The 25,400-nt window shown below is 65.4% G+C and carries 26 protein-coding genes and 1 tRNA gene; 8 read left to right on the top strand and 19 right to left on the bottom strand.

What is annotated here, in order from left to right; translation table 11 throughout:
* Nucleotides 1–95 precede the first annotated feature (95 nt).
* Complete coding sequence (locus THITH_RS00915) at nt 96–623, bottom strand: DsrE family protein (RefSeq protein ID WP_006746403.1); 528 nt, start codon at nt 621–623, stop codon at nt 96–98.
* 249 nt (nt 624–872) lie between these two features.
* On the opposite strand from THITH_RS00915, the gene rpsT reads away from it, so the two are divergent.
* A complete protein-coding gene (gene rpsT, locus THITH_RS00910; protein WP_006746404.1) occupies nt 873–1,142 on the top strand; it encodes a 30S ribosomal protein S20 in 270 nt (89 codons plus the stop codon).
* A 109-nt stretch (nt 1,143–1,251) separates the two neighbouring features.
* Here the strand turns inward: rpsT and proB are convergent, their stop codons facing one another.
* The 4 genes from proB to rplU all read right to left on the bottom strand — a co-directional run bounded on the left by proB (nt 1,252) and on the right by rplU (nt 4,083).
* Nucleotides 1,252–2,379, bottom strand: a complete 1,128-nt coding sequence (gene proB / locus THITH_RS00905) for a glutamate 5-kinase (protein ID WP_006746405.1) — start codon at nt 2,377–2,379, stop codon at nt 1,252–1,254.
* Complete coding sequence (gene cgtA / locus THITH_RS00900; protein WP_006746406.1) at nt 2,363–3,418, bottom strand: Obg family GTPase CgtA; 1,056 nt, start codon at nt 3,416–3,418, stop codon at nt 2,363–2,365. Before cgtA ends, proB begins: the two co-directional genes overlap by 17 nt.
* Before the next feature lie 80 nt (nt 3,419–3,498).
* Nucleotides 3,499–3,759, bottom strand: a complete 261-nt coding sequence (gene rpmA, locus THITH_RS00895) for a 50S ribosomal protein L27 (protein WP_006746407.1) — start codon at nt 3,757–3,759, stop codon at nt 3,499–3,501.
* A gap of 12 nt (nt 3,760–3,771) precedes the next feature.
* Entirely contained in the window at nt 3,772–4,083 is a 312-nt protein-coding gene (gene rplU, locus THITH_RS00890; RefSeq protein ID WP_006746408.1) for a 50S ribosomal protein L21, read from the bottom strand.
* Nucleotides 4,084–4,264: 181 nt separating this feature from the next.
* On the opposite strand from rplU, the gene ispB reads away from it, so the two are divergent.
* Nucleotides 4,265–5,233 carry an octaprenyl diphosphate synthase gene (gene ispB / locus THITH_RS00885; RefSeq protein WP_025367161.1) on the top strand — a complete coding sequence of 323 codons (969 nt, stop codon included), beginning with the start codon at nt 4,265–4,267 and terminating at the stop codon, nt 5,231–5,233.
* A 65-nt stretch (nt 5,234–5,298) separates the two neighbouring features.
* Nucleotides 5,299–5,375 (top strand) — tRNA-Pro (locus THITH_RS00880).
* Nucleotides 5,376–5,969: 594 nt separating this feature from the next.
* Here the strand turns inward: THITH_RS00880 and THITH_RS00875 are convergent.
* The 8 genes from THITH_RS00875 to THITH_RS00835 all read right to left on the bottom strand — a co-directional run bounded on the left by THITH_RS00875 (nt 5,970) and on the right by THITH_RS00835 (nt 13,281).
* The gene (locus THITH_RS00875; RefSeq protein ID WP_006746410.1) at nt 5,970–6,725 is read right to left on the bottom strand and encodes a phosphate/phosphite/phosphonate ABC transporter substrate-binding protein; all 756 of its coding nucleotides are present in this window, start codon (nt 6,723–6,725) and stop codon (nt 5,970–5,972) included.
* Nucleotides 6,722–7,204: a PAS domain-containing protein gene (locus tag THITH_RS00870; protein WP_232222227.1), complete on the bottom strand. Its 483-nt coding sequence runs from the start codon at nt 7,202–7,204 to the stop codon at nt 6,722–6,724. The genes THITH_RS00875 and THITH_RS00870 overlap by 4 nt, the downstream gene beginning before the upstream one ends.
* A gap of 130 nt (nt 7,205–7,334) precedes the next feature.
* Nucleotides 7,335–7,697: a roadblock/LC7 domain-containing protein gene (locus THITH_RS00865; protein WP_006746412.1), complete on the bottom strand. Its 363-nt coding sequence runs from the start codon at nt 7,695–7,697 to the stop codon at nt 7,335–7,337.
* Between the two features lie 87 nt (nt 7,698–7,784).
* Nucleotides 7,785–8,423 carry a hypothetical protein gene (locus THITH_RS00860; RefSeq protein WP_006746413.1) on the bottom strand — a complete coding sequence of 213 codons (639 nt, stop codon included), beginning with the start codon at nt 8,421–8,423 and terminating at the stop codon, nt 7,785–7,787.
* Nucleotides 8,416–8,958 (bottom strand): GTP-binding protein, encoded by a 543-nt coding sequence (locus THITH_RS00855; RefSeq protein WP_025367160.1) that lies wholly within the window; start codon nt 8,956–8,958, stop codon nt 8,416–8,418. Before THITH_RS00855 ends, THITH_RS00860 begins: the two co-directional genes overlap by 8 nt.
* Nucleotides 8,959–8,972: 14 nt before the next feature.
* Nucleotides 8,973–10,532, bottom strand: coding sequence for a hypothetical protein (locus THITH_RS17015; RefSeq protein WP_156925468.1), 1,560 nt, complete (start codon nt 10,530–10,532; stop codon nt 8,973–8,975).
* A gap of 453 nt (nt 10,533–10,985) precedes the next feature.
* Nucleotides 10,986–11,702 carry a type IV pilus assembly protein FimV gene (locus THITH_RS00845; RefSeq protein ID WP_006746416.1) on the bottom strand — a complete coding sequence of 239 codons (717 nt, stop codon included), beginning with the start codon at nt 11,700–11,702 and terminating at the stop codon, nt 10,986–10,988.
* A 544-nt stretch (nt 11,703–12,246) separates the two neighbouring features.
* A complete protein-coding gene (locus THITH_RS00835; protein WP_006746417.1) occupies nt 12,247–13,281 on the bottom strand; it encodes a hypothetical protein in 1,035 nt (344 codons plus the stop codon).
* Nucleotides 13,282–13,331: 50 nt separating this feature from the next.
* Between THITH_RS00835 and THITH_RS00830 the strand changes: the two genes are divergently transcribed.
* From THITH_RS00830 to THITH_RS00820, 3 genes are all read left to right on the top strand, one after another.
* A complete protein-coding gene (locus tag THITH_RS00830; protein ID WP_041483378.1) occupies nt 13,332–13,991 on the top strand; it encodes a GNAT family N-acetyltransferase in 660 nt (219 codons plus the stop codon).
* The gene (locus THITH_RS00825; protein ID WP_006746419.1) at nt 13,988–15,217 is read left to right on the top strand and encodes a cytochrome P450; all 1,230 of its coding nucleotides are present in this window, start codon (nt 13,988–13,990) and stop codon (nt 15,215–15,217) included. The genes THITH_RS00830 and THITH_RS00825 overlap by 4 nt, the downstream gene beginning before the upstream one ends.
* A gap of 169 nt (nt 15,218–15,386) precedes the next feature.
* The gene (locus THITH_RS00820; RefSeq protein WP_006746420.1) at nt 15,387–16,526 is read left to right on the top strand and encodes a methyltransferase; all 1,140 of its coding nucleotides are present in this window, start codon (nt 15,387–15,389) and stop codon (nt 16,524–16,526) included.
* Between the two features lie 82 nt (nt 16,527–16,608).
* On the opposite strand, the gene THITH_RS00815 is transcribed toward THITH_RS00820, so the two are convergent.
* Together THITH_RS00815 and THITH_RS00810 are read right to left on the bottom strand one after the other, a co-directional pair.
* Nucleotides 16,609–16,995: a PilZ domain-containing protein gene (locus THITH_RS00815; RefSeq protein WP_025367155.1), complete on the bottom strand. Its 387-nt coding sequence runs from the start codon at nt 16,993–16,995 to the stop codon at nt 16,609–16,611.
* Between the two features lie 280 nt (nt 16,996–17,275).
* Nucleotides 17,276–17,764 carry a cytochrome P460 family protein gene (locus THITH_RS00810; RefSeq protein WP_006746422.1) on the bottom strand — a complete coding sequence of 163 codons (489 nt, stop codon included), beginning with the start codon at nt 17,762–17,764 and terminating at the stop codon, nt 17,276–17,278.
* Between the two features lie 91 nt (nt 17,765–17,855).
* Here THITH_RS00810 and THITH_RS00805 point away from each other — a divergent pair, with 91 nt between their 5' ends.
* On the top strand, nt 17,856–18,428 hold the full coding sequence (locus THITH_RS00805) for a MarR family winged helix-turn-helix transcriptional regulator (RefSeq protein WP_025367154.1): 573 nt from the start codon (nt 17,856–17,858) through the stop codon (nt 18,426–18,428).
* A 243-nt stretch (nt 18,429–18,671) separates the two neighbouring features.
* Here THITH_RS00805 and THITH_RS00800 read toward each other — a convergent pair whose 3' ends face one another.
* The 4 genes from THITH_RS00800 to THITH_RS00785 all read right to left on the bottom strand — a co-directional run bounded on the left by THITH_RS00800 (nt 18,672) and on the right by THITH_RS00785 (nt 24,222).
* Nucleotides 18,672–19,790, bottom strand: coding sequence for a ribonuclease H-like domain-containing protein (locus THITH_RS00800; RefSeq protein ID WP_051418600.1), 1,119 nt, complete (start codon nt 19,788–19,790; stop codon nt 18,672–18,674).
* Between the two features lie 271 nt (nt 19,791–20,061).
* Nucleotides 20,062–22,482 carry a DEAD/DEAH box helicase gene (locus THITH_RS00795; protein ID WP_006746425.1) on the bottom strand — a complete coding sequence of 807 codons (2,421 nt, stop codon included), beginning with the start codon at nt 22,480–22,482 and terminating at the stop codon, nt 20,062–20,064.
* A gap of 110 nt (nt 22,483–22,592) precedes the next feature.
* Nucleotides 22,593–23,510, bottom strand: coding sequence for a hypothetical protein (locus THITH_RS00790; RefSeq protein ID WP_006746426.1), 918 nt, complete (start codon nt 23,508–23,510; stop codon nt 22,593–22,595).
* An 85-nt stretch (nt 23,511–23,595) separates the two neighbouring features.
* On the bottom strand, nt 23,596–24,222 hold the full coding sequence (locus THITH_RS00785; RefSeq protein ID WP_025367153.1) for a Rieske 2Fe-2S domain-containing protein: 627 nt from the start codon (nt 24,220–24,222) through the stop codon (nt 23,596–23,598).
* A gap of 373 nt (nt 24,223–24,595) precedes the next feature.
* Between THITH_RS00785 and THITH_RS00780 the strand changes: the two genes are divergently transcribed.
* A complete protein-coding gene (locus THITH_RS00780; RefSeq protein ID WP_006746428.1) occupies nt 24,596–25,039 on the top strand; it encodes a DUF302 domain-containing protein in 444 nt (147 codons plus the stop codon).
* Nucleotides 25,040–25,400: the final 361 nt, after the last annotated feature.

The raw sequence follows: 25,400 nt of genomic DNA, 5'->3' as shown, positions 1-25,400 counted from the left end.
AAGCAAGCCGGGGCGCTGGCGCGGATCGCGCGGACCGCGACCTGCGCCGGGGGAGGTGGGGGCCAGACTGCCGCCCCCACCCCGGACTCAGGCGATCATTCGACCTTCACGTAGGCGAAGCCTTGCTCGTTCTGCAACTCGGCAATCCGCACCACACCGGAGGGAATGAAATCCACCGCGTCGTAGACCGCGTCCCCAGCCAGGCCGACCGAGTTCTGGGTGATCTCGCAGAGCTCGAGGCGCACGTTGTGCAGGCTGTTCAGCGACTGCAGGCGCCCGCGCAGCGTGGACCGGTCCTCGCGCAGCTGCTCGTCCTCGGCGAACGGCGTGCCCTCCAGCGTGTCGTCGGTGACAAACCGGATCCCATGCGCAACGAACACGATGCGCACGTCGTAGTCGATGAAGTTGTCGTCGTAGTGCATCACCATGTTGTTGATGCTGGTCAGCATCGCCGAGAAGCGCCGGGGATCTGCAAAGTCCGCGTGGTAGACGACGCGCGCCTCGGCCGCACTCGCGGCCTTCGGCGCCGCCACCAGCATCAGGGTCGCGGCGGCCAGCAGCACCGCCATGCCCAGCCAGCCGGAGGAACGGGCACGCGTTCCGAAAGTTCCAGTCTTCGTCATCGAATTTCTCCTTTGGATCGTGGGTTTCGCTGCCGGCCTGAACACCCGAGGCGCCGTCCAGCCAGTGCCGAGCAATGCGGCGCGACGCAGGCAGCCTGTGCAAGTAGACGCAGCAGCCGGCCGTTTCAATCCGCGCCGAGCCCAGGCGCGGATTGAAACCCGGCGCGTGCAGACTTGACCGCAGGCGTCGATCCCTGTAATTTTCTGCCCCTTTCCGAAGCTCTACACGGCATTCAAGAGGATTCCGCCTTGGCGAACATCGCATCCGCACGCAAGCGCGCGCGACAGGCAGTGAAGAACCGCGCCCACAACATGGCGCTGCGTTCCCGTTTCCGCACGTCGGTCAAGAACGTGCTGAAGGCCATTCGCTCCGGCGATTCGGCAAGCGCCACCAGCGCGTATCGGCAGGCCGTGCCGGTGATCGATTCCACCGTCAGCAAGGGCCTGATTCACCGGAACAAGGCCGCGCGCCACAAGAGCCGGCTGAACGCCCGGATCCGGGAGATGGGCCAGGCCTGATTGCGGGGCACCGGACCACGTCCGGTGCTTCCATCGACAGAACGCCCGCCGCGCATCGCTCGGCGGGCGTTCTGCGTTGCCGATCGGCCCCGCGCCCCCGTGGTTGCCGTTACAGCAGCACCAGATTGTCGCGATGAATCAATTCGGGCTCGGCGACATACCCCAGCACCGACTCGACCCGATCGGCCTTGAGGCCGCGGATGCGCCGGACCTCGTCAGACCCGTAGTTGCAAAGCCCCCGCGCGATCGGCTGCCCCTCGGGATCCATGCAGGTCACCACATCGCCGCGGCGAAACCCGCCCTGCACATCGACCACGCCCACCGGCAGCAGGCTGCGCCCCGATTCCCGCAACACCCGCGCCGCACCGGCATCCAGCCGCAGTTCGCCGCGCGAGTGCAACTGATCCGCAATCCAGCGCTTGCGCGCGGCCAGCGGTTCGCGGTCCGGCTTCAGCCAGGTGCCGATATTTTCGCCACGAACGACGCGCGCCACCACCTCCGGCAGGCGACCGAACGCGATCACCGTGTGCGTTCCGGAACGGGCCGCGCGTTCGGCCGCCAGCAACTTGGTCGCCATCCCACCCCGCCCCAGCCGCCCGAAGCTGCTCGACACGTAGCCGTGCAGCGCGGGGTCCGAGGCCTTGCCTTCCTCGATCAATCGGGCGTCCGCGTGGGCGCGGGGATCCCGGTCGAACAGCCCGTGCTGGTCGGTCAGGATCAGCAGCAGATCCGCGACCAGCAGGTTCGCAACCAGCGCGCCGAGCGTGTCGTTGTCCCCCAGGCGGATCTCGTCGTTCGCGACGGTGTCGTTTTCGTTCACGACCGGGATCGTGCCGAGCCCGAGCAGCGCCTGGATGGTGCTGCGGGCGTTCAGGTAGCGCGCGCGATCGGCCAGATCGTCGTGGGTCAGCAGGACCTGCGCGGCGTGCAGGCCATGGCCTGAGAACTCGCGCTCGTAGGCCCGGATCAGCCCCATCTGGCCCACCGCGGCGGCCGCCTGCAGCAGATGCAGCGCATGCGGGCGCTCGCGCATGCCGAGGCGGTGCATGCCCTCGGCAACCGCTCCGCTGGACACCAGCACCACCTCGTACCCCTGCTGCCGAAGTTCAGCGATCTCGCGCGCCCAGCCGGTCAGTGCCGCCCGGTCGAGCCCGGTACCGTCGCCGGTGATCAGCGCGCTGCCGATCTTGATCACGACGCGCCGGACCCGCGGAAAGCCGTTACGCATCGCGGCCATCGTCGTCGCCCACGCCTTCCCCGGACTCGGCGCGCCGCTCGATATCGCGCATCACCGCCTGCACCAGCGCCGCAACGCCAGCGCCGGTGGCCGCGGAAATCGCGAACACGGGCTGCTCCGGCCCGAGCTTCGCCGACGCCCGCTCGCGCAGCGCAGACAGCGCCTCGGGCCCGAGCAGATCGACCTTGTTCAGCACCAGCCAGCGCGGCAACCGGGCCAGTTCGGCACTATAATGCTCCAGTTCCGCGACCACGGTATCCACCGCTTCCAGCGGATCCAGATCCGGGTCGGGCGGCGCGACGTCGACCAGATGCAGCAGCAGCCGGGTGCGCGCCAGGTGTTTCAGAAACCGGATGCCCAGCCCCGCGCCTTCGGCTGCACCCTCGATCAGCCCGGGAATGTCCGCCATCACGAAGCTCTGGGTCGGTCCCACGCGCACCACCCCGAGCTGCGGATGCAGCGTAGTAAACGGGTAATCGGCGATCTTCGGTTCGGCGGCCGAAACCTGCTGGAGCAGCGTCGATTTGCCCGCGTTGGGCAGACCGAGCAGACCGACGTCGGCCAGCACCTTGAGCTCGAGCTTCAGGCTGCGGAGATCGCCCGGGGTACCGGGCTTGCTTTGTCGCGGCGCGCGGTTGGTCGAACTCTTGTAGCGGGTGTTGCCCAGACCGTGGAAGCCGCCCTGCGCCACCAGCAGCCGCTGACCCGGACGCGTCACGTCGCCAATCATCTCGCCGGTTTCCGCATCGAAGACCTGCGTCCCGACCGGCACCGGGACCTCCAGATCGACGCCGGAGCGCCCCGTGCGGTTGCGCCCGTGACCGTTCTCGCCGCGCTCGGCCTCGAACCGGCGCTGAAACCGGAAATCGGCGAGCGTGTTCAACCCGGAATCACCGACCAGCCAGACACTCCCGCCGTCGCCGCCGTCGCCGCCGTCCGGACCGCCGAACGGAATGTACTTCTCACGACGGAAGCTGACACAGCCGTTCCCTCCGTCGCCGGCCTTCACCGTGATCGTCGCTTCGTCGATGAATTTCATGGCGGCGCGTCTCCGACAGGCTGGTCCCAAACCGAAAAAGCCCCGAAGATCGGGGCTTTGCGGGAGCGGGCTGCCAGCGCTTACTGTTGCGGCTGTACGCTCACGTAGCGCCGGTTGCGCGGGCCGCCGACCTTGAACACGACCTCGCCGTCGGCTTTCGCGAACAGCGTATGATCCTTGCCGCAACCCACGTTCTCGCCCGCATGGAACTGCGTTCCGCGCTGGCGGACCAGGATATTGCCGGCCCGGACCTGCTGGCCGCCGAAGCGCTTCACGCCCAGGCGCTTGCTCTCGGAATCGCGGCCGTTACGAGTACTGCCGCCTGCCTTCTTGTGTGCCATCGTTCGTTCTCCTTACCCGGCGATGCCGGTGATGCGCACGGCCGTGTAGTACTGGCGGTGCCCCATCTGCTTGCGATGATGCTTGCGGCGCCGAAACTTGATGATGCGCACCTTGTCCCCGCGCCCGTGGGATTCCACGGTGGCCGTGACCTTGCCGCCTTCGACCAGCGGAGCTCCGACACGCACGTCCTCGCCCTCACCGACCATCAGAACCCGGTCGAAATCGACGGTCGAACCGACGTCGGCCTCGAGCTTCTCGATCCGGATCAGGTCGCCTTCGGCCACCCGATACTGCTTTCCACCCGTTGCGATGATCGCGTACATGTTGCTCAGACTCCGTTGGCGCTACTGCTCTCGCGAAAGGGGCGGAATACTAGCAACGGATCGCTCCGCGGTCAACGCCGGGGCGCCCGCCTACGACCGCGCGGACGAGGGGCCGCTTGACACCCCTCCAAGCCGTTTCTAGCATGCAATCGCCCTCACCATCGGCTTTCCTGCCTGCAACATGTCCATGAGCGCCATCCCAACCATCGCTGCAGACGACATGCAGGCGGTCGATCAGTGCATCCGCGAGCGCCTTGCCTCGCCGGTGGCGCTGATCAATCAGCTCTCGCACTATATTGTCCGCAGCGGCGGCAAACGCCTGCGCCCATTGCTCGCGGTGCTCGCCGCGCGCAGTTGCGGTTACGAGGGCCCGCACCATGTGACGCTCGCCGCCGTGGTCGAGTTCATCCATACCGCAACCCTGCTGCACGACGACGTCGTCGACGCCTCGGAGTTACGTCGGGGCCAGGAAACGGCCAATCAGCTGTTCGGCAACGAGGCAGCGGTCTTGGTCGGCGATTTCCTGTACTCGCGGGCCTTCGAAATGATGGTCGATGTCGGCTCGATGCGCGTGATGGAGATCCTGGCGCACGCGACCAACGTGATCGCCGAGGGCGAGGTGATGCAGCTGATGAACTGTCACGACGCGGACGTCGACGAAGCGCGCTACATGGAGGTCATCCGGTCCAAGACCGCGAAACTGTTCGAGGCCGCGTGCCAGCTCGGGGCCATACTGGCCGGCAGGCCGGAGCCGGAGGAACAGGCGCTGGCCCGCTACGGCATGCACCTCGGCACCGCATTCCAGCTGATCGACGACGTGCTCGACTATTCCGCCGACAGCGACGTGACCGGCAAGCGGATGGGCGACGACCTCGCCGAGGGCAAGCCCACGCTGCCGCTGATCGAGGCCCTGCGCATTGCCCCCCCCGAAGGCCAGGCCCTGATCCGCGGCGCAATCGAGTCGGGCGGCCGGGATCATGTCGACCGCATTCTTGCGATCGTGCGCGACAGCGGCGCGCTCGACTACGCGCGAACGTGCGCCGAGGCCGAGGTGTCGGCAGCGATCGCCGCCCTCGACCGTCTGCCGCCCTCGCCGCACCGCGACGCGCTGACCCAACTCGCTCGCTTCGCGGTGGAACGCGACCACTGACGCAGCGCGTTGCCCGCAAGGCATGGACAGCGGCACCAGTTCCGTGCAGAATATGCGGCTCGGTTCGGAGTGTAGCTCAGCCTGGTAGAGCACTGCCTTCGGGAGGCAGGGGTCGAAGGTTCGAATCCTTTCACTCCGACCAATTGAATCGTCGACATGGGCCCGGGTGACCGGGCCCATGTCGTTTCGGGGGCACAGGGGTGCGCGTTGCCGGCCCGGAACGCCAAAGGGCCGCTACGCCTTCCCAAACAGCCCCCAATGGCTGATGCGGCCGCCCCCGCTCCTGCTTGCGGGATTTCCGCCCCCGCAGTCGCCCACGGATCCCAGCCACATCGCAGGTCGGTGCAGACGCGAGGGCCAGCGAACCTTGCGTCAGTGATGCCGCGCAGCCAGACCGCTTCGTACAGCCGCGGCGCGCGGAGATGGTCTGCTTGGGGGCCGAGAGGTCGGCCGGCAACGGCATGCAAGCCCCTGAATCGAACATGGCCCCGGCTACTGGGCCCACACCACCCGGCGGGGCCTCGCGATGATGAGCTCGCTGGGGCGGGGGGGGGGGCGGCCTCGGTGCTCGACAACCGCAGGTTCGCCAGGCAATCGAATAGCCCAACGACGTGACCGATGGAAGTCCGAAGCGATGGGATGCGGAGGGCCGCTCGCCCGCCCAACTACTGAAAAGCCGGCTCGACCCGAACTTCGACGACGGCGCAGTGCCTGTCGCCCCGAAGCGCTGAATCCATCAGGAAATCTTGAGCGTATCCATCAAGTCGATCATGAACTCGGTGTCTTCGTGCTCCACGTTCTCCCAGGAAGAAAACCCGAGTTCCTTCAGGATATCCGCGCCGCTTGGGTCGTTGGCCATGCCCAACAGAACCTGGCGTATCTCCTCGTGGCGCTCACTCAATCGCGGCCCCACCAGAAGGACATGCCAGATGTCGAAAATCTGGCTCCTGACCAGCGGCCGCATTTCGTTGCGAACCAGCCCGGTCAGCTCGTCATAGGATTCTTCGAGAAAGAACCCTACATCTGCGTTTCCGCGCAACAAGGCCTTGGCAACCAGCGGATAGCTTTCCACCTGCTCTACCTTGACATTTCCCTCGTGGAGATCGGCCGGCTCGAGCAGGATCATCCCTACCAGGTTGACGTCCGGATCGGCCGTACGTACCAATCGGCATCCAGGCTTCAGGTCTTCCACGGCCTGGATCGGCGATTGCGCAGCCACTGCCACGATGCATTCGTCACTGCGTCCCGACGGCCGTACGAGCGGGACAAAATTCTGCTCGCGCACCAGCATCGCGGCATCGAACGGGTTGGCGTAGATGATGTCCACACGACCGGACTGAATGGCTTCGCGCTGTTGCTCAAAATCCTGGTAAATCTCAAGATGTATGCGCGTCTCAAGCGCTTTCTGAAGCCAAGTATTGAGGAAAAACCAGCCGGGGATGCGCTTGGTCGGGAAATCAGGACTTGCGGTCATCTGCACGATATCGTTCATTGCCCTTTCTCCTCGGCCAGAAGCTTCTTGTACAACTCGCTCGCCTCGTCCACCTTGTGCCGCGATGGCTTTCGGCGCACCGATGTGTACCCAACCACCTTCCCCCCGCGGATATTGGGAACCACCGCAGCGTGAACCCAGTAGAATTTCCCATCCTTGCGCAGATTCTTTACATAGCCATGCCAGCTCTTGCCCGCCTCGACATCGTCCCACAGGCCCTTGAACGCAATGGCTGGCATATCCGGGTGCCGCAGAATACTATGCTCCGCCCCGATCAACTCCTCTCTGGAATAGCCCGACATTGCAACAAACGAGGCATTGCAATGAGTGATGACCCCCTTCAGGTCGGTCCTCGAGACGATCAATCGACCATCCGGAAACGGAACTTCCTCGTCTACCCACAAGACCCTGCGCGGGCCCACACCGTACAATTGAAGAGTTACTTCCTGATACGGACCCTGAATGTCCTCGGGGTTCATGTCCTGTAGCATTGCGCTGCCCTCCGTTTCCGGATGAGTACCTGGAATCCCGCCCGACGAGAAAGAACCATTCGCCCGCAGCAATTCCTGCGCGAGCTCGCTCGTTCCCGATGTGTCGGTTCCGTTTGCATCAGATCACGTCAACGATGCTCTCGGCGGCGCGCTTCACATCCAGAAAAATCAGCCCGAGCTTGGCATTGGGCTTCGATAGCACGGTCAATACGGCCTCGCTACCGGCCCCCGTCATCAGGATGTACCCCTTGTTCCCTTTGACCAGAACCTGCTCCATCGTCCCACGCGCCAACTCCTGCGCCGTCCTTTCCCCAAGAGAAAGCATCGCCGCACTCATTGCGCCCACACGATCCTCATCCATGCCCGCCGGCAGGAGCGCAGCCATCATGAGTCCATCCGTGGAAATTACCGCGGATGCCTCGATATCTGCCGAGGTACCATTTAGGTCTTTCAGGATCGAATCCAACATATCTGCGCGCATCACGTACCTCTCAATTAAAAATCCAGCCTACGATTACACCCGTTCGTGCCCGGCCCGCAACAGTCGACACCCGGCCGACGATCTCATCTATCCAGATCCGTACCGATTGACCAGCATCCACACCACATCCACCAATGCTGCCTTGTTGAGCCTGGGGCGCCCCTTCAACACGAGTGAGAAACGGACACTCCCAACATACAGGGGCCAGAAACCCAGTTCGCTGTTCCCCCCTGCGGTGAGCAATCCCCAGGCCGACGTCTGCAAGGCGAGGTTGCCCTCCAGCAATCGCCGATGCCGCTGATCCAGGCCGCCCACGTCCGCCGCAAGGGCCGCGAGTTCCTCGGCGGTTTCGTGGGGAAACCCATGAGTCGACAGATAGAATCCATGTTCGTCCGCGAGTAGCGCCTTCCCCTTTGGCCCAGCCAGATCCCCGAGCAGCCCCGGCATCGCATTTTCGATACTGTCGGCCGGTCTGGCGCGCGGCTCGGGGAACCCCTCAAGCAGATGCATGGATTGCATTCGGTGCAGGTATCCGGCCGGATCATCCGTGTCCAAACCGTTGATCTCCTGAAATAGGTCAGGTGTCAGCTCAGGGCTGCTATCCAATGACATCAGATGCAGAAGCACGCGACGCGCGCCATCCATTTTGGTTCCCGACACCGCGTAATAGGCGCCCGCTGGTGACGGAGCCACATACAACCCTGGAACGAGTTCGTAATCAGACATCTTCGACAACCCCCGGGTCAATCGTATAAAGCAGAGCCTGGACCAGCAACGACACATCGCGTCGACTGCGCGCATCGACCTCAAAGATCGGACACTTTAGACCAAGCGACCTGAGATGCTCGTTGCAGAGTTCCAAGCCGGGCTCACGCTGTTCATCCATCCGTGTAACGCCGATCGCCAGGCTGGTGTTATCGATAAACTCACGGAATGCCGTGACAAAAAAACTGAGATCCTTGAAGCGGTTGGATCGCGTATTGTCCAGCAGGAGGACCAGCCCAAGCCCCCCCTCTTTCAGAATATCCCACATGAAATCGAAACGTTCCTGCCCAGGGGTTCCGTACAAATGCACGCTATTCCCCCCACCCAGCTTCATCAGGCCGTAATCCATTGCAACGGTGGTCGCCGGTTTGCGATTCCGAGCCATGTCACTGGCGGCTTCGTCTGTACTGACGGTCGGGATATCACTGATAGCACGGATAGCAGTGGTCTTGCCCGCACCAACAGGCCCGGCAAAAAGAATCTTGTAATTTGCCACGGTCTTTTCCTTTTTCAGCGATCCCCGGTCAGCTTGCGCAGGAGCCGACCGAGGAAACTCCGCTTTTCCTGAGTGACTGGCCGATCCGCGACTGGCTGCGGCACGACCGGCGAAACCGCCCCCCTCGGCTTCGCTCGGCGCTCGACCAGGCCGAGGGCCAGACAACCGCTATACATGGTGAATACATAGCGATGGGGAACCCCCAGTAACCGCGCCGTTTCCAGCAACGAGACCGGCCCTCGCGTCCAGAGCGCAGCAATCTGCATGGCGTGCGTTGGAATCAGCAATCGAGTGAAATTGGGCCAGTGCCGAAAGCGCACGGGTGCTTCAGGGTCGGTTCCGACCGGGATGCGACCGCGTGCCGCCCACAACGTGGCCATCCACAGGATTTGATAGTATTCATGCAGATTCGGGTCATCCGAAGCGAACTCCGAAGGCTCATCCCGATTCAGCACGCGGAGGTTGCCTTTGCCGACTCCCAGCGGCTGCATGCACAATGGCCGGAAGACTCGCTCGCCGACCTCGCTGTAGACCTGCTTGGTTGCAGGCAAGACAAGGATCCTCTGGCCCAGATCGTCCAGAACGACAGGCACGCGCAGACGCGCCGAATCGACGTACGCTCTCTCCAGAAGCCCCTGAAAGTACACGGACGGGTCGTATTCGACCTCTTCATGACGCGCCGGATCGAGGTAAGCGGCTTCGTCGATGTCGCCGCAACAGGCTTCAGCCTGCTCGGGAGCCCAGATCATTCCGGCCGCCTGACTGGTACTCAGATCGCTGGCCGCATCATCGGTAGACGCGCCCGAACGGCCCAGCCGGGCGGGATCCGCAGCCCGCCCGGCGACGGGGTTCTGCGCCGGGTCCGCAGGGTTGTTGGCGCCAGCGAGGTTGTTGGCGCCAGCGAGTGCGTTCGGCCCACTCTGGCCCCGGGTGGGTGCGCCAGGCGCGGGTTGCCGCCGCGGGGGCAACCTCTTGCCGGCCAATTGACCCTTGACCAGCTCCAGGGAAGCATGAAAGCCGTCAACAGTAAGCGGCTTGCTGATCCAGACGACGTCCTCAAGGTCGGGATCCTGGCTTGACATCACGGCTACCGGGCCACCGAAACGGGCGCGTACCCTTTTCCAGAGATCGAGGCCTTCGCTGCCTTCCCCGTTGACAATCAGCACCTTGGCATGCCATTCGTCGACGAGTTCACAGCTACCCTGCGCCGCCTCCTGGACGAACATGCCGAAGAGCTTTGCTGCCTTTGGGTCAAGCCCGACCAGGCCGACCGGGACCGGCCCCGACTCCAGAGCTGCGGCATCGTTGTCGTGCGAAACGAACCGCGCAGCGCCCCCCAACGACGGCGTCTTGGAAGGGGGCCTTGCACCCGCCTTGCGTCGCGCACCCGCAAGTTGCCTACGGATCCGATCGATCGACTCTTCGAAACTGTCGACCGTCAGCGGTTTCCGGATCCAAACAGCATCACCCAGATTCTGGTCCCGCACCGACATCACGGCGATCGGCCCCTGAAAACGCTCGCGAACTACTGCCCACAGCTCGGGACCTTCGGGCCCGTCGACATCGACGAGCACGGCCTCCGCATCCGCCTCCGGCGCCAGCCTGCAGATACCCTTGGCCGGCCCCCGTATGAACATCCCGAAGAGATTCTCTCCACGGTCATCGAGCCCCAGCACAGCCACACGCAGAGGTTGGGTGTCAGAGGGTTTTTTCACAATCGACTCCCTTCATAATTCGCCCTGGTCCGCACGCCGGATAAAGGGGGTGCCAGCAAGGACGTTTGCGCGCGTCCGCAGCACGGCACTCAGGGGCCGACACGAGCATCCGAGGCGTGCATAGGATGCCCCAGCACGAGCCAGAAACGCGCATGCCCCTCGAGCAGCAGCCGCCAACAAACGCCCGCGCGACCGGGACTCATCGCGCATATCGCGGACCAAGACCCGGCAGCGACAATACAGCCGACAATACAAATTCCCCCAAAGCAGAACCCCCGAGCGCTGCGGCATCCCCTCCCCCGAACCAGGAATCTAAGCGTACCAACCCTCCGGGAGGTTTGGCCGATGCAGCTCCAGAAATTCGCGCATCGCCTCGCGCCGCTGAGTATCCCGAGTGTAGGTATAAATTTCCAGAAGCTCAGTGGCGAGGTGTTCGTCCGTCGGATCCTGCTTCAAGGCCCACTCCAGCACGTCGCGTGCCGCGTCGACCTGGCCGTACTCAAGGCAAGACCGCGCCTCCTCAAGCGCGCTGGAAAAGCCGGAGGCCGCATCCGGCTCGCCCTGGATCACCAGGTCGTGCATCCCGGAAAAGCCCAGCGACAATACCGAAGCGTCGGTCTGCGCAACCGCGGCATCCCATGGCTCGAAACCCGCCTCGAGGTGCCGCCGGAAATGCTCCGCCAACGATTCCGGAAAACGGGATTCGACGAGATACAGGAGCAACTCCTTCAGAGCGATCCCGTTGCCCCCGAGAACGATGAACAGATCGGTCAGCGCTCCCTCCAGAGCGAAGGCGTCCCCCTGATCAATCGCCAGAAGCACACGCCGAACGTGGCTGAACAGATCTCGCGGGTTTTCGAGCACACGGTGCTCGAGCAGGACCATCGCCTCACCGGGGTCGGGAAGCCCCCGCAAATACAGAGTCTTGGTTCCGTCGACAAGAAAGTTCACGGGGACCCTGACATCCATCATAGCCTGCGACACCTCGTCATCGACCACCAATCCCTCGATCAGGAGACCGCCCCACATCTGACGACAGCAGCGACTTCGCGCAATGGCTTCCCCAGACCACAGCCGGACACTCTACAGAAAAACTTCGGCCATATCCTCATGCGGCGCTTTGCAAGTAGCCCAGGAAGGCGATCCCTGAACGCGCCGGCGCCTGTGTGGCCAACCGTAACACAGGGATCGGATTCCATGTCATCGATCCAGCCACATGGGCGCCCTCAACGCGAACGCCACCCGCCCCCATCGTATGGCGACCGGCAACAGGATCGATGACACAGGCCTGCTTGGCCGCCGTGCCGAACCCATCGGCTCCAGGCATCGGCCCCGGGCCGGGCTATCATCGTGCGAAAAAGGACGGCAAGATCCACGACCGCGATACGCCCTGCTCGGCCCGCTTCGGTGCCGTTCAAAAGACCGAGGAACCGCAGCTTCTTGCAACCCGTATCGCCCACATCTAGCGATCACTGCCAGCTGGCGCGCAAGCACCGGGATGGGCACTTGGGTCGCCTCGCACCCAACGCCTGAACACTGCCCCCGCGCGAAGCGGCCCAACTGCCAGCGCGTTTCACCGCGCTCGATGGCCCCACCAAGCGCGGACACCGGCTACGAGCCTGCGCCACCGTGCACGGTACGCTGATGCATACAGGCGCAACAGGATCCGCCGCTGGAGGCGATCGATGGCCGGATCCGACGCAGGAGCAGCACTGGCGGTCGAATCGAGTGCGATCACGGCTTCGGCCCAGCGGTCGGCGTAGGGCCGCAGGTTCGGATCGAAACGCGTTTGCGGATTCCCGAGCACCATCGGATTGGTGTTGATTTCGAACACCTGCAACCGACCCGCGATGCGACCGTAGTCGATTCGGCCGTAAGCGATTCCCGCCAAATCGAACATCTGGAGGACCCAGTCGGCGTGCGGGTTCTGCCGCACGTACTCGCGGTGCTCGAGCCGATGCGAGTCGTTCATCCCGGCCGGCGGGTGCTTCACGAACCACGAAGGAGAGATGAAGCAGTGCTGCGCGAACACCGTGTCGCCGATCCGGTAGGCACCGTACTTGCGGAAATGGCCATCGGCTTCGGACTCGGCCGAATATTCCGCGACGATCCAGTCATCATCGTTCGCGCCCTGCATGGGCGCAGCGTCCAGGGCGTTCAGTAACGACGCCCGGTCTGGAAGGAGATCCGGCGGGACTGCCAACGCACCTGCTTCCCGTCGCAGGAAAACCGGAAACCGCAAGTCCGGTGGCAAGGCGCCCGGCCGAAACACCCGAAATGCGTTGTGCCCTGAGGCCGCCAGCGCGTCGAGCAACTGAAATCGGCGGAGACTGCGTTCCGGGTGATTCAACAGCCGGATGCCGCGGCCGGCAAGTCGTTCATGGATGGCCGCCGCGCGCTGGCGCATTGCTGGCGCGATGCGGTCCACGTCTGCCCAGATCACCACGCCCGCGTGTACCCTATCCAGCAATTCGAGCCGGGCGTACGGAATCACGCGCAAACGGTGGCGAAGATCCGGTCGAAAATGGACCAGCATCGAGGCAAGAGTATGCGCAAAGCGTTCAACACAAACGTAGTAGATCATCTTGGGGTCCAGACCTGGTCTCATGCCGCGCCTGACCACGGCCTCCAATTCCGCCGCCGATGAAGATACGTCTGATGACGGCCCAGAGCCGGGACATTGACGGGCTCGCGCAACTCGAATCGGAAGCATGGCCCTCCGGGCTGCGCGCCGACGCAAGCACGATCCGAATGCGCTTGTTGCGTGGGCACCGGGTGGTCGTCGCCGCGTTCGAACACCGCTTCGTTGCGGCCGCTTGTTTCTATCACACCGCCGCGGACCCCACCAATGCCACGACGTTTCCACGCGACTTCGAGTCGTTCTCCACGTCCCCGGCAAGCACACCTGTGCGCTCGACGTATGTGTACAACCTGTGCGTGACCCCAGCACAGCGGGGCCGCGGAAGCGCAGAACGCGTGATCGATGCGGTGATCTGCGACGCCCGGGCGAACGGCGCCCGGTTCCTTGTAGGCGACGGTCGATGCCCCTCCTACGCAGGTACTGCCGGCCCAGGACCAGACCGGATTCGCCACGACCCGCAATTTCAGCGGGCAATCGACGACTGGCTGTGCACCGGCCTGCGCCCCGATCTGCGGCTGCTGATTCGCGACCCCGTGCTTCGTTACTACCATCGCCGCCTCGGCTGCGAGTTCCTTCACCTTGCTCCAGGATTCCTGCCTGAGGATCGTGCTTCTGGTGGCTTTCGTGTGATCTTTGCCAAACCGCTAGGCGCAGCGCGTGCAGGGGACGGGCCATGAATCCGGCACCATTTTTCGACCCCTTCCTCGCCGCCCGCGATGGGGGGCGCTATGACCAGTACCGGTGGTTCCGCGAACGCGCACCCGCGGCCTGGGGCCGACCGCCTCAGCGCGTCTTCGGCGATGCGCTCTATCTGTTCTCCCACCACGCGGTGACCCGAGGCCTGGCCCACCCCGCGCTGCTCCAGGCCCCGGAGACCGCGGAATACCGGATCATTCGCGACGCCTTAAAGGCCACCCCGGATTTCCGGATGATCCTCGCGGCTGTGCTATTTACGGATCCGCCCGCCCATGCCGTGCTGCGCCGCCCGATGAGCCAGGCCATGACCATGGCCTCCGTACAGCCACGGCGGGCCGCCTTGCAGGCACGAGCCCAGTCGCTGCTCGACGCGTGCTGCCGGCGCAAGCATTTCGATCTGGTCGCCGACTTTGCCTCCCCCTACATTGTGGGAGCCCTCGGCGACCTCATGGGCCTGCCACTCGGCGACCCACTGGCCCTGAAGGAGGAAACAGCGCGCTTGGCACGGGCGCTGGACCTGCAGCACGAGGATTCGCCCTGCTCGGGACACGCCCCCGCCGCGGTTGCTCTGGCGCGACGCGTCGAACGTACCCTGACGACGACGAAGCCGCACCCGGACGGTCTTTGCATGCGCTTCCTGGAACTGTACGAAGGCGGGAACTGGTCGCGGGAAGACTTGGTGACCAATCTCGTCTTCCTCCTGTTCGCCGGGCAGGAAACGGCAGTGGACGGCCTGGGCAACGCCGTCGTGTCACTCGCGCGGAACCCCGAAGCCTGGCGCAGCCTGGCCTCGGGTCAGGTCGACAGCCTCGATGCCACCGACGAACTCCTGCGTTACGACCCCCCGCTGCAATACGCCGCAACCCGGATCGCTGCGGAGCCCCTGACCATCGCGGGGATCGCAATCCCCGCGAATACTGCTGTGGTTCCGGTCCTGGCCAGCGCCAATCGCGACCCGGAGGCGTTCCCAATGCCCGAAACCGTGCGACTCGACCGCAGGCCGGCGGCCAGTCGCACGTTTGGGCATGGCCCGCACGTCTGCGCGGGAAAGCATGTGGCCAGACTCGAGATCGCTGTGGCGCTGGAAACCGTACTGGCATATCTGCCACCGGAAGCCATCGACCTGGACCGGACGGTGGAACGGGATCTGATTACGTTTCGCGGCCACCGCCAGATCCCGGTGACTCCCGATAGCTCTGATCGTTGAATCGGGGGAGGCCGGAACCCGGGGCCGATTGACGCAGGACTGGCGAGGAACGGATACTGCGGCGGGCTGCAGAAGGCCGGAGACTGGACGCGAGCATTCCCCCCGGATTCGCCCAACACGCTCGGCGAGGACTATGCATCGGTCCCCTCGCCACACGAGGGAAACCTTCATGTCAACGCCAAATCCATCGACCGCACCCATTGCGCCACCGGGAAGGCTCAGCCGCCTGTGGCGGCATGCCGAACGGATCTGGTCGACGCGTGTGATGGAAGGCCTGCTGTTGCGGCGGCATGCCCAACACATGTACTTATTGATGGGCGGTCACATCTACTTCCAGACGGTCTGTGCCGGGGTGCAGACTGGTCTGTTCCGACTGCTCGACCGAGAGCCTGGACTCACACTCGCGGAGATCGCCGAACGGTTGGGGCTGGAAGAAAAGCCCACCCGCATCCTGCTGCTCGGGTGCACCAGCCTGGGCCTGCTGCGCAAACGACGGCACCGCTACCGGAACGGCTACCTCGCGAGCCGGTTGCTGGTGGACGGAGTTCCGGGCAACGTGGTGCCGATCCTGCGCTGGCAGCAGGAAATCAACTACCGGGCGCTCGCGCATTTTCCCGACGCGCTTGCTGCAAACACCAATGTTGGCCTCGAGGAGTTCCCGGGCAGCGAACCCACCCTGTACGAGCGTTTGGCCCACGACGCGCGCCTGGAAACCATCTTCCAGGAGGCGATGGAGTCGATCTCCGTACAGGCCAACCAACTGCTGGCCCGTTTCGGCGATTTTTCCAGTGTTCGCCATCTCGTCGACGTCGGCGGCGGCAATGGGACCAACATCCTGGAACTCGCCCGCCAGCATCCGTATTTGCAGGGTACGGTCTTCGACCTGCCGAGCGTGTGCACAATCGCGCAGCGGAACTTCCAGCAAGGCCCACACGCCGACCGACTGGGCACGCATGCGGGAAACTGCTTCACCGATCCGTTTCCGGAGGGCGCCGACGCCTTTCTGTTCTGTCACTTCCTGACGATCTGGTCCGAGGCCGAGAACCGGCGGCTGCTCGAAAAGGCATTTCAGGCACTGCCCAGCGGCGGGCAGGTGATGATCTTCAACATGATGCAAGCAGACGACGGCCGGGGCCCATTAAGCGCCGCGCTGGGCTCACCGTATTTCCTGACGCTGGCCACCGGCCGGGGCATGCTCTATACGTGGAGCGAATACGAGCACTGGGTACGGGACGCAGGTTTCCAGTCGGTCAGCCGGCTGCGGCTGCCGCGCGATCACGGTCTGATCGTGGGACGCAAGTCCGGATGAAACGGACCCGGGCAGGCCTCGGGTGATGGCGGGTAGCTGCTGCGAACCGCCCGGTCGGCAATGATCGGGAGCGCTGGCCAAGTCAGGAGATAACCCAGTCCTTCAGCTTGGGTATCTTGCCCTGCTCGACCTCCTCGCGGAGCTGGTCGGGCCTCTGCGTCTGGCGTTCGACGAACGCCTTGAAGGCCTCGAAATCCTGCTTATCCATCGACTGGAACGCGATTCCGCAGCCGCGATTGTCCTCGTAGACGACCCAACCGTCGATGGTCACCGAGAACACGTCTTCTCCCTCGGCGAACAGCGTCAGAACACAACTCCGGTCCCGGTCCGACGAGTCGCCGGGGACGAAATCCACACGAGCCCCACTGAGGCTCAGATCCTGCGTCTCGGTTTCGTGGTACTGACCATCCTCCAGACTCAGGTGTCCGGAGAGTTTGAGCGGCAGTCGTGTGTTCTTGCGCTTGTCCATGATCCCTATACCGTACCCGGCGGCCGCCCCATCGGGGCGCGGAGCCTTGGTGAGATCCACGGGCCACCTCGCCTGAATCCCAGTAGCCTGAATCCCAGTAGCCTGAATCCCAGTAGCCTGAATTAAGACTAGGCCGAGGGGCGGCCCTTTTCCAGACGCTTTACCTACCGTTTGAACGGATGATCGCACCGATCGGCGTACAGAAACGGCTTTCGGTCACATTTCCCGGCACAGACAGGCAACGGAACCGGGCCCGGCGGACGCGCGGGCCCGGCGCGGTTCACGGCCGCCAGCGGGTGAACACGTAATCGGAATCGGCCTGCGACTGATGGCAGGCGAAGCAGCCCTGGCCGCCGTCGGACACCAGACGCTGATCCCGCGAGTCACCGGCGAAGCCCTCGAAGCCCCAGCCACCGGTCTCCCGGTAGGTTTCGGCCCCCTTGACCATCACGCCGACCAGCTTGCGCTCGCCTTCGGTAATCGCCTCGTCGCCGGCGTCCGCTTCGAGCAGGTCGAACACGAACACCGAGCCATCGGCATACCGGCCGGTTTGCAGCCCCTCCAGCGCTGGATCGTTCACGTAGATGTGATGGATTCCTGCGAAGGGATCGGCCAGCGGGTGGCCGTCGTGGATCACCATCGACTTCGCGTGGTGCCAGTGACGGTACCCCTCGGGATAGGCCACCGGCTCGGCGAAGACGCCCAGCGGCACTGCGACCAGCGCGGCCAGCGCCGCGGAAGCCAGGAAAGGAAACTGCGTGCGAGTCATGTTTGATCCTCCTCCTTTGTGGTGTCGTGTCGATACTATAGGCCAGGCCGCGGGGATCGTCAAACAAGTTTCGATGCGATACCATAAGACCATGGAACATTCCAGACTGCACGAACTGATCGACCGGATCGGCATGCTTCTGCGCACCGAGGCACGCCGCCTCGGGGCGAATGCCTCGCTCCAGCCGGTGCACCTGCATGCACTGGAGTACCTGCAGCGCTGCAACCGCTACAGCAACACCCCCGCGGCACTGCGCGCCTACCTCGGCCAGACCAAGGGAACGGTGTCGCAGTCGCTGAAGTTGCTGGAACGCGAGGGCTACCTGACGAAACACGACGACCCCGACGACCGGCGGGTCGTACGCCTCGAGCTCACGCCCCGAGGGCAACGCGTGCTCGCGGACACCACTGCTGCGCAGGCCTGGACCCGGGCGGAGCAGACATTGTCCGGACAGGAACGCGAGGCCATCACCGACGGACTCGAGCGCCTGCTGAAGGGCCTGCAGCTAGCGAACGGAGGGCGAACGTTCGGCATCTGCCGCAGCTGCCGCCACTTCCAGACGGTATCGGAGGCAGAGCACCGCTGCGGCCTGACCGGCGAAGCCCTGTCCGATTCGGACAGCGAACGGATCTGCCACGAACACGAGTGGCAGGATTCGGCCTGAGGTCTTGCCGGGTACCACCTCGCAGCGTCGCGCCGCTAACTTCCATGGCCTATGTGGCCACCCCCGGTGGTGAAAGAGCCGTAGGGCGGAAAAGGCCGAAGGCCGTCATCCGCCAGCCGGCGCCCGGGGTACTGTGGGCGCCCGGACACCGCGAACGCCATGTGGCGGATGACGCTGCACTATTCCGCCCTGCGGGACTGTTTACACGCGGATGCGAACGCGGCTGAACGCGGCGACTTCCCGCTACTCGGCCAGATCCAGCCGCCCCTGCACACCCCCGCGCCGCCGTTCGAGCCTTCCCCGTCGCCGGCGTGCCTCCGGCCCTTCGCCGAGCCTCGCCGTGTAGTCCAGCGCGGTTTCCCAATCCCGGCGCACGTGCTCGTGGTACTTGGCGAGGGACTCCACCGCTTCGGGACAGCCGGATTGCGCCAGACGCTCCCAGACCGCGACGGCCTCCGTCCAGCGCCCGGCCCGGCGCAGCCGGCGCGCCAGTTCCAGCGCTCCGCGGACATCGAGGCCATGCCGTGCACGTTCCAGCACGGTAAGCGCCCTACGCGATTCCCCGCGCCGCGACCAGGCATCCGCCGCAGCCAGCGGGTCGGCGCCGAAGCCCAGGGGGTCGTGCAGTGCCCGGGCCAGAACCGGACCGAGCAACAGCAGGCTCAGCACGTCCAGCGCGTTGTGACGGAGCACGCGCCCGAGGTCGTCGGGAGTCCCACCAGCCAGGTAGTCACGCCACGCGCGTGGCGCCTCCGAGCCGGGCAGATCGTCCTCGCGAAACAGTCCCAGCAGCCGCTGCTCCGCGGTGACCAGTCGGCAATCGGGCCAGACGCCGCGGAACAGGCGCCGGGTCGGGTGCAGCAGGTCGAGGTGCGGGGGCTCGGGGAACGCGGGAGCGCGCTGCAGGCGCCGGCGATCGCGCAGCAGCGGGAGGTCGAAGGTCTTGCCGTTGTAGCTGACCAGCAGCCCGGCCCCGGCCAAGGCCGCGTCCAGCTCGGCGAGCATTGCCGCCTCGCCGGCGAAGGCGGTCAGCAGCCACTGGCGCAGGCGCACGCCGTCAAGGCCGGGCTCGGCGATCCCGACCATGAACGCGGCGGTGCCGGTGCCACCGGCGAGCCCCGTGGTCTCGGTGTCGATGCCAAGCACCCTTCCCCCCGGCGCCTCTCGAGCCGGCGGCAGAAGGGAGTAAAGCCCCTCCCCCGCCTGCGGGGGAGGGGTTGGGGCGGAGATTGCCAGCGGCCACAACGACTCCAGCGCATCGGCGAGACGCCGGCGTCCGTGCATCGCATGCGGCGGCAGCACGGTCTCGACCAACACCAGATGTTCCGCGACGACCTGCCCACCCAGTTGGTCGGCAAGCACGGCGGCCGGAACCGGCGTCCCGCGACGCGATGGGCCGGACCTATGCACTCCTGGCCCCGGCGCCGGAAACCTGCCGCCGCCCGCCGCAGCGGCGGCCGATGGCCCCGAACCCACCCGGCCCGCCAGACGCCGCAGACGCGAACGCAGATCCTCGCGTGATTCATCGGCAAGGCTCGGAGCGGAGACGGGGCTTGACGCATCGTCTGGCACGCCCGCGTCGGGCGTGGCGAGGCGGGCAGCGGGGGCGGCTCCCGACTGCCGGCGCAACGCGTCAAGCCGGGCCTTCAGGTCCATGGCTCTGGAACTGCGCGAGCACGGTCAGCGCCGCCGCCTTCGGCGAGAACCCGCGCGCTTCGTCGGACGCGAGGATCGGGCCGATACAGGCCGGGCAGCCGTGACGGCAGTCGCAGTCGCGGATCAGCTGAGCCGCACCTCCGATCACCCGGTCGCGCTGATCGTACAGCGGCGCGGCGAGCCCGACGCCGCCGGGGTAGTTGTCGTACAGGAACACCGCCGGGCGAAAGCGGGTCTCGTGCTCCGGATCCCGCTCGCCGCCGTCGAGGCTGCGCATCTGCCCGCGCCCGTCGGCGCCGACGGTCGCGAACCAGCGGGCATCGCCGTCACCAACCGCACGCCCGATGTCCTGCGGTTCCGACATCGCGATCAGCGCGGCGACATGATGCATCGCATACGCGGCGCCGAGGAACCCGTCCAGTGCCTGCTGGCGGTTCGGAAAGCACTGCGCGAGCACCTCGGGGGCGACCTCCCACCAGGCGGCGGTGGTGTGCATCTCCTGGTCCGGCAGGTCGATGTTCCCGTAGCCGATGTTCTCGTGGCTGTAGTAGCGGATCTTCTTGTAGCCGGGGATGCGGCGGACCAGGTGCACCTCGCCGTGCGCGGTCTCGGTATGCCCGTCCTGGCGGTGCTCGAAGCGGTCGAGGATCTTCAGCCGCGTGTAGTCGATCGCGTCGGTGTAGTAGTCCACCTCGGTCCTGGTCACAAAGGCCTTGCGCCCGGTCCAGTCCAGCCGCTCGACCTGCCAGGTCTGCGCCTGCACCATGTAGATCGCGCCCTCGTACAGCGTCTCGGCGGCGCTGGAGTAATCGACCTCGGCGATGATGTCCCTGCGCCCGCCGGTGGTGTCGACGACGACGAAGTTGCCTTCGGCGACCGAACGCAGGCTCACGCTCTGCGCGGGGTAGCTGTCCTCGGTCCAGTGCCAGGTGTCGGCCTCGCGGTGCAATACGCCGTGCTCCTCGAGGTAGGTCAGCAGTTCCTCGAGGTTCTCGTTGCCGAAGCGGTCGCCCCTGCGGAACGGCAGTTCGAATGCCGCGCAGCGCACGTGGTCGAGCAGGATCAGCAACTGGTCGGGATCGATCCGCGCGTGCTCCGGGGAGCTTTCGAGGAAGAACTCCGGGTTGCGGATGATGTACTGGTCCAGCGGCTGGCTGGTCGCGACCAGCACGCCGAGCGACGGCCGCTGGCGACGCCCGGCCCGGCCCAGGCGCTGCCAGGTCGCCGCGATCGTTCCCGGATAGCCGTTCAGCACGCAGACGTCGAGGCTGCCGATGTCGACGCCGAGTTCCAGCGCCGAGGTCGCGATCACGCAGTCGACGTTGCCGGCGCGCAACGCCTTCTCGGTCTCGCGCCGCTGGCCGGGCAGGTAGCCGCCGCGGTAGGCGGCGACGCGGGCCGGCCGGCGCGGGTCGGAATCGAACACGTCCTTCAGGTACCTGGTCAGCACCTCGACCATCAGCCGCGACTGCGCGAACACGATCGTCTTCAGCCCGCTTTTCACCGCCATCCGGGCGATGCGTGTCGCCTGCGAGCGCGCCGACGCGCGGATGCCGAGATCGGCGTTCACCACCGGCGGGTTCCACAGCAGCAGGTGGCGTTCGCCGACGGGCGCGCCGCTGTCGGTGACCACGGTCACCGGTGCGCCGATCAGCCCCTCGGCGAGTTCCGCCGGATTCGCGATGGTTGCCGAACTGAGCACGAACACCGGGTCGGAGCCGTAGAACCGGCAGACACGCCGCAGCCGCCGGATCACGTTCGCGACGTGCGAGCCGAATACGCCGCGATAGCTGTGCATCTCGTCGATCACCACGTAGCGCAGGTTTTCGAAGAACTGCGCCCACTTGGTGTGGTGCGGCAGCACACCCTGGTGCAGCATGTCCGGGTTCGAGACGACGATGTCACCCCGGGTGCGTACCGCCTTGCGCGCATCGCCCGGCGTGTCGCCGTCGAAGGTGAACGCGCGGATGCCGAGGTTGCCGGCGTCGTTCAGCTCCATCAGCTCGGCGACCTGGTCCTGCGACAGTGCCTTGGTCGGGAACAGGTACAGCGCCTTCGCCCGGTTCGTGAGCGCGTCCTGCAGCACGGGCAGGTTGTAGCAGAGCGTCTTGCCCGACGCGGTGGGAGTGACCACCACCGTGTGCCGCCCGGCGGTCACCGCGTCCCAGGCCTCGCGCTGGTGGCTGTAGAGCCGGGCCACGCCGCGGGCGCGCAGCGCGGACGCAAGGCGCGGGTCGAGTTCGTCGGGCAGCGGCAGCAGCCGCGCCGGGCGCCCGGGCAGCACCACATTCCCGGTGATCCGCGCCTTGTAGCGGGCGTCGAGTCGCCGCACGAGCCGGCGCACCGGGTCGTCGTTCCCGGCCTCCACCTGCACCGCCCCGGCTGCTGCCTCCGACATCACCCGCCGCCCTGCCGCTACATCGCATCAACGCCGTGCAGGATGCACGCGACGCTGCTCACGCGAAACCGACGTAACGTCCGGACGGGGTGCCCGGCGCCCATCGCCGTTTACGGTGCGTGGTTCGCCGCCGCCGCCAGGGATTCCGCAATGGCGTCGGGAGCAGAACGGATGCTCATGAAGCTACCGCTGCCCATCATCGACAGGTCGGGGAAGTTGATGGCGATGCGGAAGCGGGCGTCCAGAGCCTGGACCGTATCTCCATCCACCAGCAACTCGTAGGGCAGATGAGGGGTGTGATGCGGCGAGCGTCCATCGATGTTCCCCATGATGTGGGCATCCGCAGCCTCGCCTCCCAGCAGCGCGACACCAAACAGCACCTGGTCCCGTCCCGGGATGTCGATCCGGTAGACCTGCGCGGTATCCCCTGCCCCGGCCGCTAGGCCGGCTTCGACCGCGGCGACGGCCGCTGCATGGCTGGAATGCGTGGCCAGTGTCAGGGGGTCATCGAACCGGGGCATGCGGATCATGTAGCGATAGCGGTTCAGGTCGCGTACCGACTTGCCTTCCTCGGAGCCGAAATCGCGGGCACGCCCGAGAGCCGCTTCCATCGAACTGGCCACGCCGTCGAGATCGTCACCCAGGCGATAGGCGGCGGCCATGTAGCGGGGATTGGTAAAGGCCAGCTCGGTACCGCCATCGGTGGCGGTCGCTGCAACGCGCTGGGCCGCGGCGTAGGCACCGGAATCGCTGGCGGCAGCCGCCTGCCGCAGTGCCTCGCTGGTCACCACCAACACCCGGGCCTGCGGGTAGGGAGCATACTCGCCGACGACCTCGAAGCCGGCACCTTCCAGCGCGTTGCGCGCATCGTTGAGACGCGTCTGCGGATCACCAGCGCCATCCGGAGCCAGGATGAACGGGCGCATGGCATCGCCGGCAGCGGCGGTTGCAGCAAAGGCGAGCAGACCCGCCAGCAACAGGCCGGCGGCCAACAGAGCATTGCGTCCGGAACGAAGGAATCTCGGCATCAGCGGTCTCCAGTCAGGGGAAGGCGGAACACGCGGCAGCATAGGGCCCTGTGCGTTGCCCGGTCAACGACCCTTCCCGACCACCCTACCACCAGGCCAACAGACGCCCATCCGCGACCCGTGTCTCGAACGCCTTCATCGGGTGTTTGCCTTTGGCGATGCAGTCACCGGTACGAATGTCGAACTTCCACTGGTGTTTCGGACAGGTCAGCGTCATGCCCTCCAGGGCCAGGTGCGGAATGTTGGTCACCTGGTGCGGACAATGCGAATCGTAGACCCGGTAGGAATCCCCTTCGCGGTACACGAACACGGTACGGGTGGCGGATTCCACACGAAGCACTTCGCCGTCCACGATATCGTCGGCGGCCATCACATCGCGCCACTGGGGCTCGGCGGCGATCAGTTCCGGGGAAAACTCCGGAATATCCATCTCCAGAATGATTTCGGTGGCCCAGACGACCTTGGCCAAGCCCAATGCAGGGAACGCCATCATCAGTGCGTCGATGACCTCCATCGGCGTGCAGCCCTCGCGCAGCGCGCGCATCAAATACTGCTTGAAGCCTGCCTCGGTCTGGGAATGGACCTTGGTGATCACCGAGATTAGATTGCGGGTCTTCGGGTCGAGGTGTTTGCCGGCGTCCTTGAGAAACTTGAAGTAATGGCCGAGCGCGTCGCCGCGCACCTGGACCAGGTAGTTCAGGGCATCGCTCATGGTGATGTACCACTCCTGACTGGCGAACCGGGGTTCGGGTTGAGGGAGATGACCACGATTGTAGGGACGCGCCGGGCGCGGAGCCATAGGCCGCTCCGGCAAGGGGGCGCTATGGCAGTCGGCCCCGCCCCTGCCCGGCGTTCGTGGCGGCGAACGCTCTGGTTCGCGGCCAGCCGAGGGATCCGGCGAAGCGAGGTGCGCGCGCCTTTTCCGGGCAGACCTGTCCATGCAGCGGGAACCGAACCACGCCCGGGAACCCTCCGGGCGTCTCGCGCGTCCCTGCAGCACCTCGGGCTACACCCGCGCACCGGGGACCGGATCTCGCACGCGGCGCGTGCAGGTCGATCCGAACCACAACGAAGGAGGAGCACGCATGAAACACCTGACCACGAGCATGCTGGTTGCCGGCTGTCTGACGGCCTTCACCCACGTATCGGTCGCCACCGCGGACGACGGGATGTTCATCATCCGCGATACCACCGACTCGCCCGCGGAACTCGCCGCCAGGATCCGGCAATATGCGGAAGGGCACGACGACTGGCTGTTCCTCTCGGAGCACCCATTGAAGGGAGGAGAAGTGACGATCATGAAGATCTGCTACCCGCCGATCGGCCCGGACTTCTTCCAGGCGGACATGAAGGCGTCCGCGATGCTGCCCTGCGGCAACCTCGCGATCTACGAGGAAGGAGACATCACCCGGATGTCACTGCTGCATCCGCGTTTCATGAACGAACTCTATCCCGATCCCAACCTCGAGAGGGCGGGGGACAAGGCCCTGCCCGCCTTCGAAGCGATGCTGGACACCGTGTTCGACTGAGCGGGGGGATAATCCGGACCTGAACGGAACGAGGAGGCAGGCGTGCGGTGGGTGATCGGAACCGCACGCCGCTTCTCGTCGCGGATAGGGCTTTCGGGAACCCCGGGAAGCAGGAACCCTTGACGACTGCCCGGACGGTGCACGCAGCAACGGCAATCTCTCGCCGAACATCCTTTCGCATCCTATCGAGGTGTCCACGACAATCAGGACACCACAGATGCCCCTTGGGAAAAGCAAACCCCTGCCCTAGGAAGATCTGCGTTGCGCCCGAAATGGCGACGGATGAATCGCCGATCCGCAGGTGCCGCGTTGGCGCGCCCCTGCGGAATGATCCATGATCGAGTCACCGATGGTCTTGACC

Source organism: Thioalkalivibrio paradoxus ARh 1, assembly GCF_000227685.2.
GTDB classification, from domain to species: Bacteria; Pseudomonadota; Gammaproteobacteria; order Ectothiorhodospirales; family Ectothiorhodospiraceae; genus Thioalkalivibrio; species Thioalkalivibrio paradoxus.
Note: the sequence above shows the minus strand (reverse complement) of the source record. Positions and strands in the feature narration are given on the sequence as shown.

Excerpts from the sequence above, each read along its gene's own strand:
- THITH_RS00860 (WP_006746413.1), bottom strand. The coding sequence starts at position 8,423 with ATGTCTGATTACGAACTCGTTCCAGGGTTGTATGTGGCTCCGTCACCA.
- THITH_RS00795 (WP_006746425.1), bottom strand. The coding sequence starts at position 22,482 with ATGTCGGAGGCAGCAGCCGGGGCGGTGCAGGTGGAGGCCGGGAACGAC.
- THITH_RS00915 (WP_006746403.1), bottom strand. The coding sequence starts at position 623 with ATGACGAAGACTGGAACTTTCGGAACGCGTGCCCGTTCCTCCGGCTGG.
- THITH_RS00870 (WP_232222227.1), bottom strand. The coding sequence starts at position 7,204 with ATGAACCCCGAGGACATTCAGGGTCCGTATCAGGAAGTAACTCTTCAA.
- THITH_RS00785 (WP_025367153.1), bottom strand. The coding sequence starts at position 24,222 with ATGAGCGATGCCCTGAACTACCTGGTCCAGGTGCGCGGCGACGCGCTC.
- THITH_RS00780 (WP_006746428.1), top strand. The coding sequence starts at position 24,596 with ATGAAACACCTGACCACGAGCATGCTGGTTGCCGGCTGTCTGACGGCC.
- THITH_RS00825 (WP_006746419.1), top strand. The coding sequence starts at position 13,988 with ATGAATCCGGCACCATTTTTCGACCCCTTCCTCGCCGCCCGCGATGGG.
- THITH_RS00815 (WP_025367155.1), bottom strand. The coding sequence starts at position 16,995 with ATGGACAAGCGCAAGAACACACGACTGCCGCTCAAACTCTCCGGACAC.
- THITH_RS00875 (WP_006746410.1), bottom strand. The coding sequence starts at position 6,725 with ATGAACGATATCGTGCAGATGACCGCAAGTCCTGATTTCCCGACCAAG.
- rplU (WP_006746408.1), bottom strand. The coding sequence starts at position 4,083 with ATGTACGCGATCATCGCAACGGGTGGAAAGCAGTATCGGGTGGCCGAA.
- THITH_RS00830 (WP_041483378.1), top strand. The coding sequence starts at position 13,332 with ATGACGGCCCAGAGCCGGGACATTGACGGGCTCGCGCAACTCGAATCG.
- cgtA (WP_006746406.1), bottom strand. The coding sequence starts at position 3,418 with ATGAAATTCATCGACGAAGCGACGATCACGGTGAAGGCCGGCGACGGA.
- THITH_RS00805 (WP_025367154.1), top strand. The coding sequence starts at position 17,856 with ATGGAACATTCCAGACTGCACGAACTGATCGACCGGATCGGCATGCTT.
- THITH_RS00820 (WP_006746420.1), top strand. The coding sequence starts at position 15,387 with ATGTCAACGCCAAATCCATCGACCGCACCCATTGCGCCACCGGGAAGG.
- THITH_RS00865 (WP_006746412.1), bottom strand. The coding sequence starts at position 7,697 with ATGCGCGCAGATATGTTGGATTCGATCCTGAAAGACCTAAATGGTACC.
- THITH_RS00835 (WP_006746417.1), bottom strand. The coding sequence starts at position 13,281 with ATGAGACCAGGTCTGGACCCCAAGATGATCTACTACGTTTGTGTTGAA.
- ispB (WP_025367161.1), top strand. The coding sequence starts at position 4,265 with ATGTCCATGAGCGCCATCCCAACCATCGCTGCAGACGACATGCAGGCG.
- THITH_RS00810 (WP_006746422.1), bottom strand. The coding sequence starts at position 17,764 with ATGACTCGCACGCAGTTTCCTTTCCTGGCTTCCGCGGCGCTGGCCGCG.
- proB (WP_006746405.1), bottom strand. The coding sequence starts at position 2,379 with ATGGCCGCGATGCGTAACGGCTTTCCGCGGGTCCGGCGCGTCGTGATC.
- THITH_RS00790 (WP_006746426.1), bottom strand. The coding sequence starts at position 23,510 with ATGCCGAGATTCCTTCGTTCCGGACGCAATGCTCTGTTGGCCGCCGGC.
- THITH_RS00845 (WP_006746416.1), bottom strand. The coding sequence starts at position 11,702 with ATGTGGGGCGGTCTCCTGATCGAGGGATTGGTGGTCGATGACGAGGTG.
- rpmA (WP_006746407.1), bottom strand. The coding sequence starts at position 3,759 with ATGGCACACAAGAAGGCAGGCGGCAGTACTCGTAACGGCCGCGATTCC.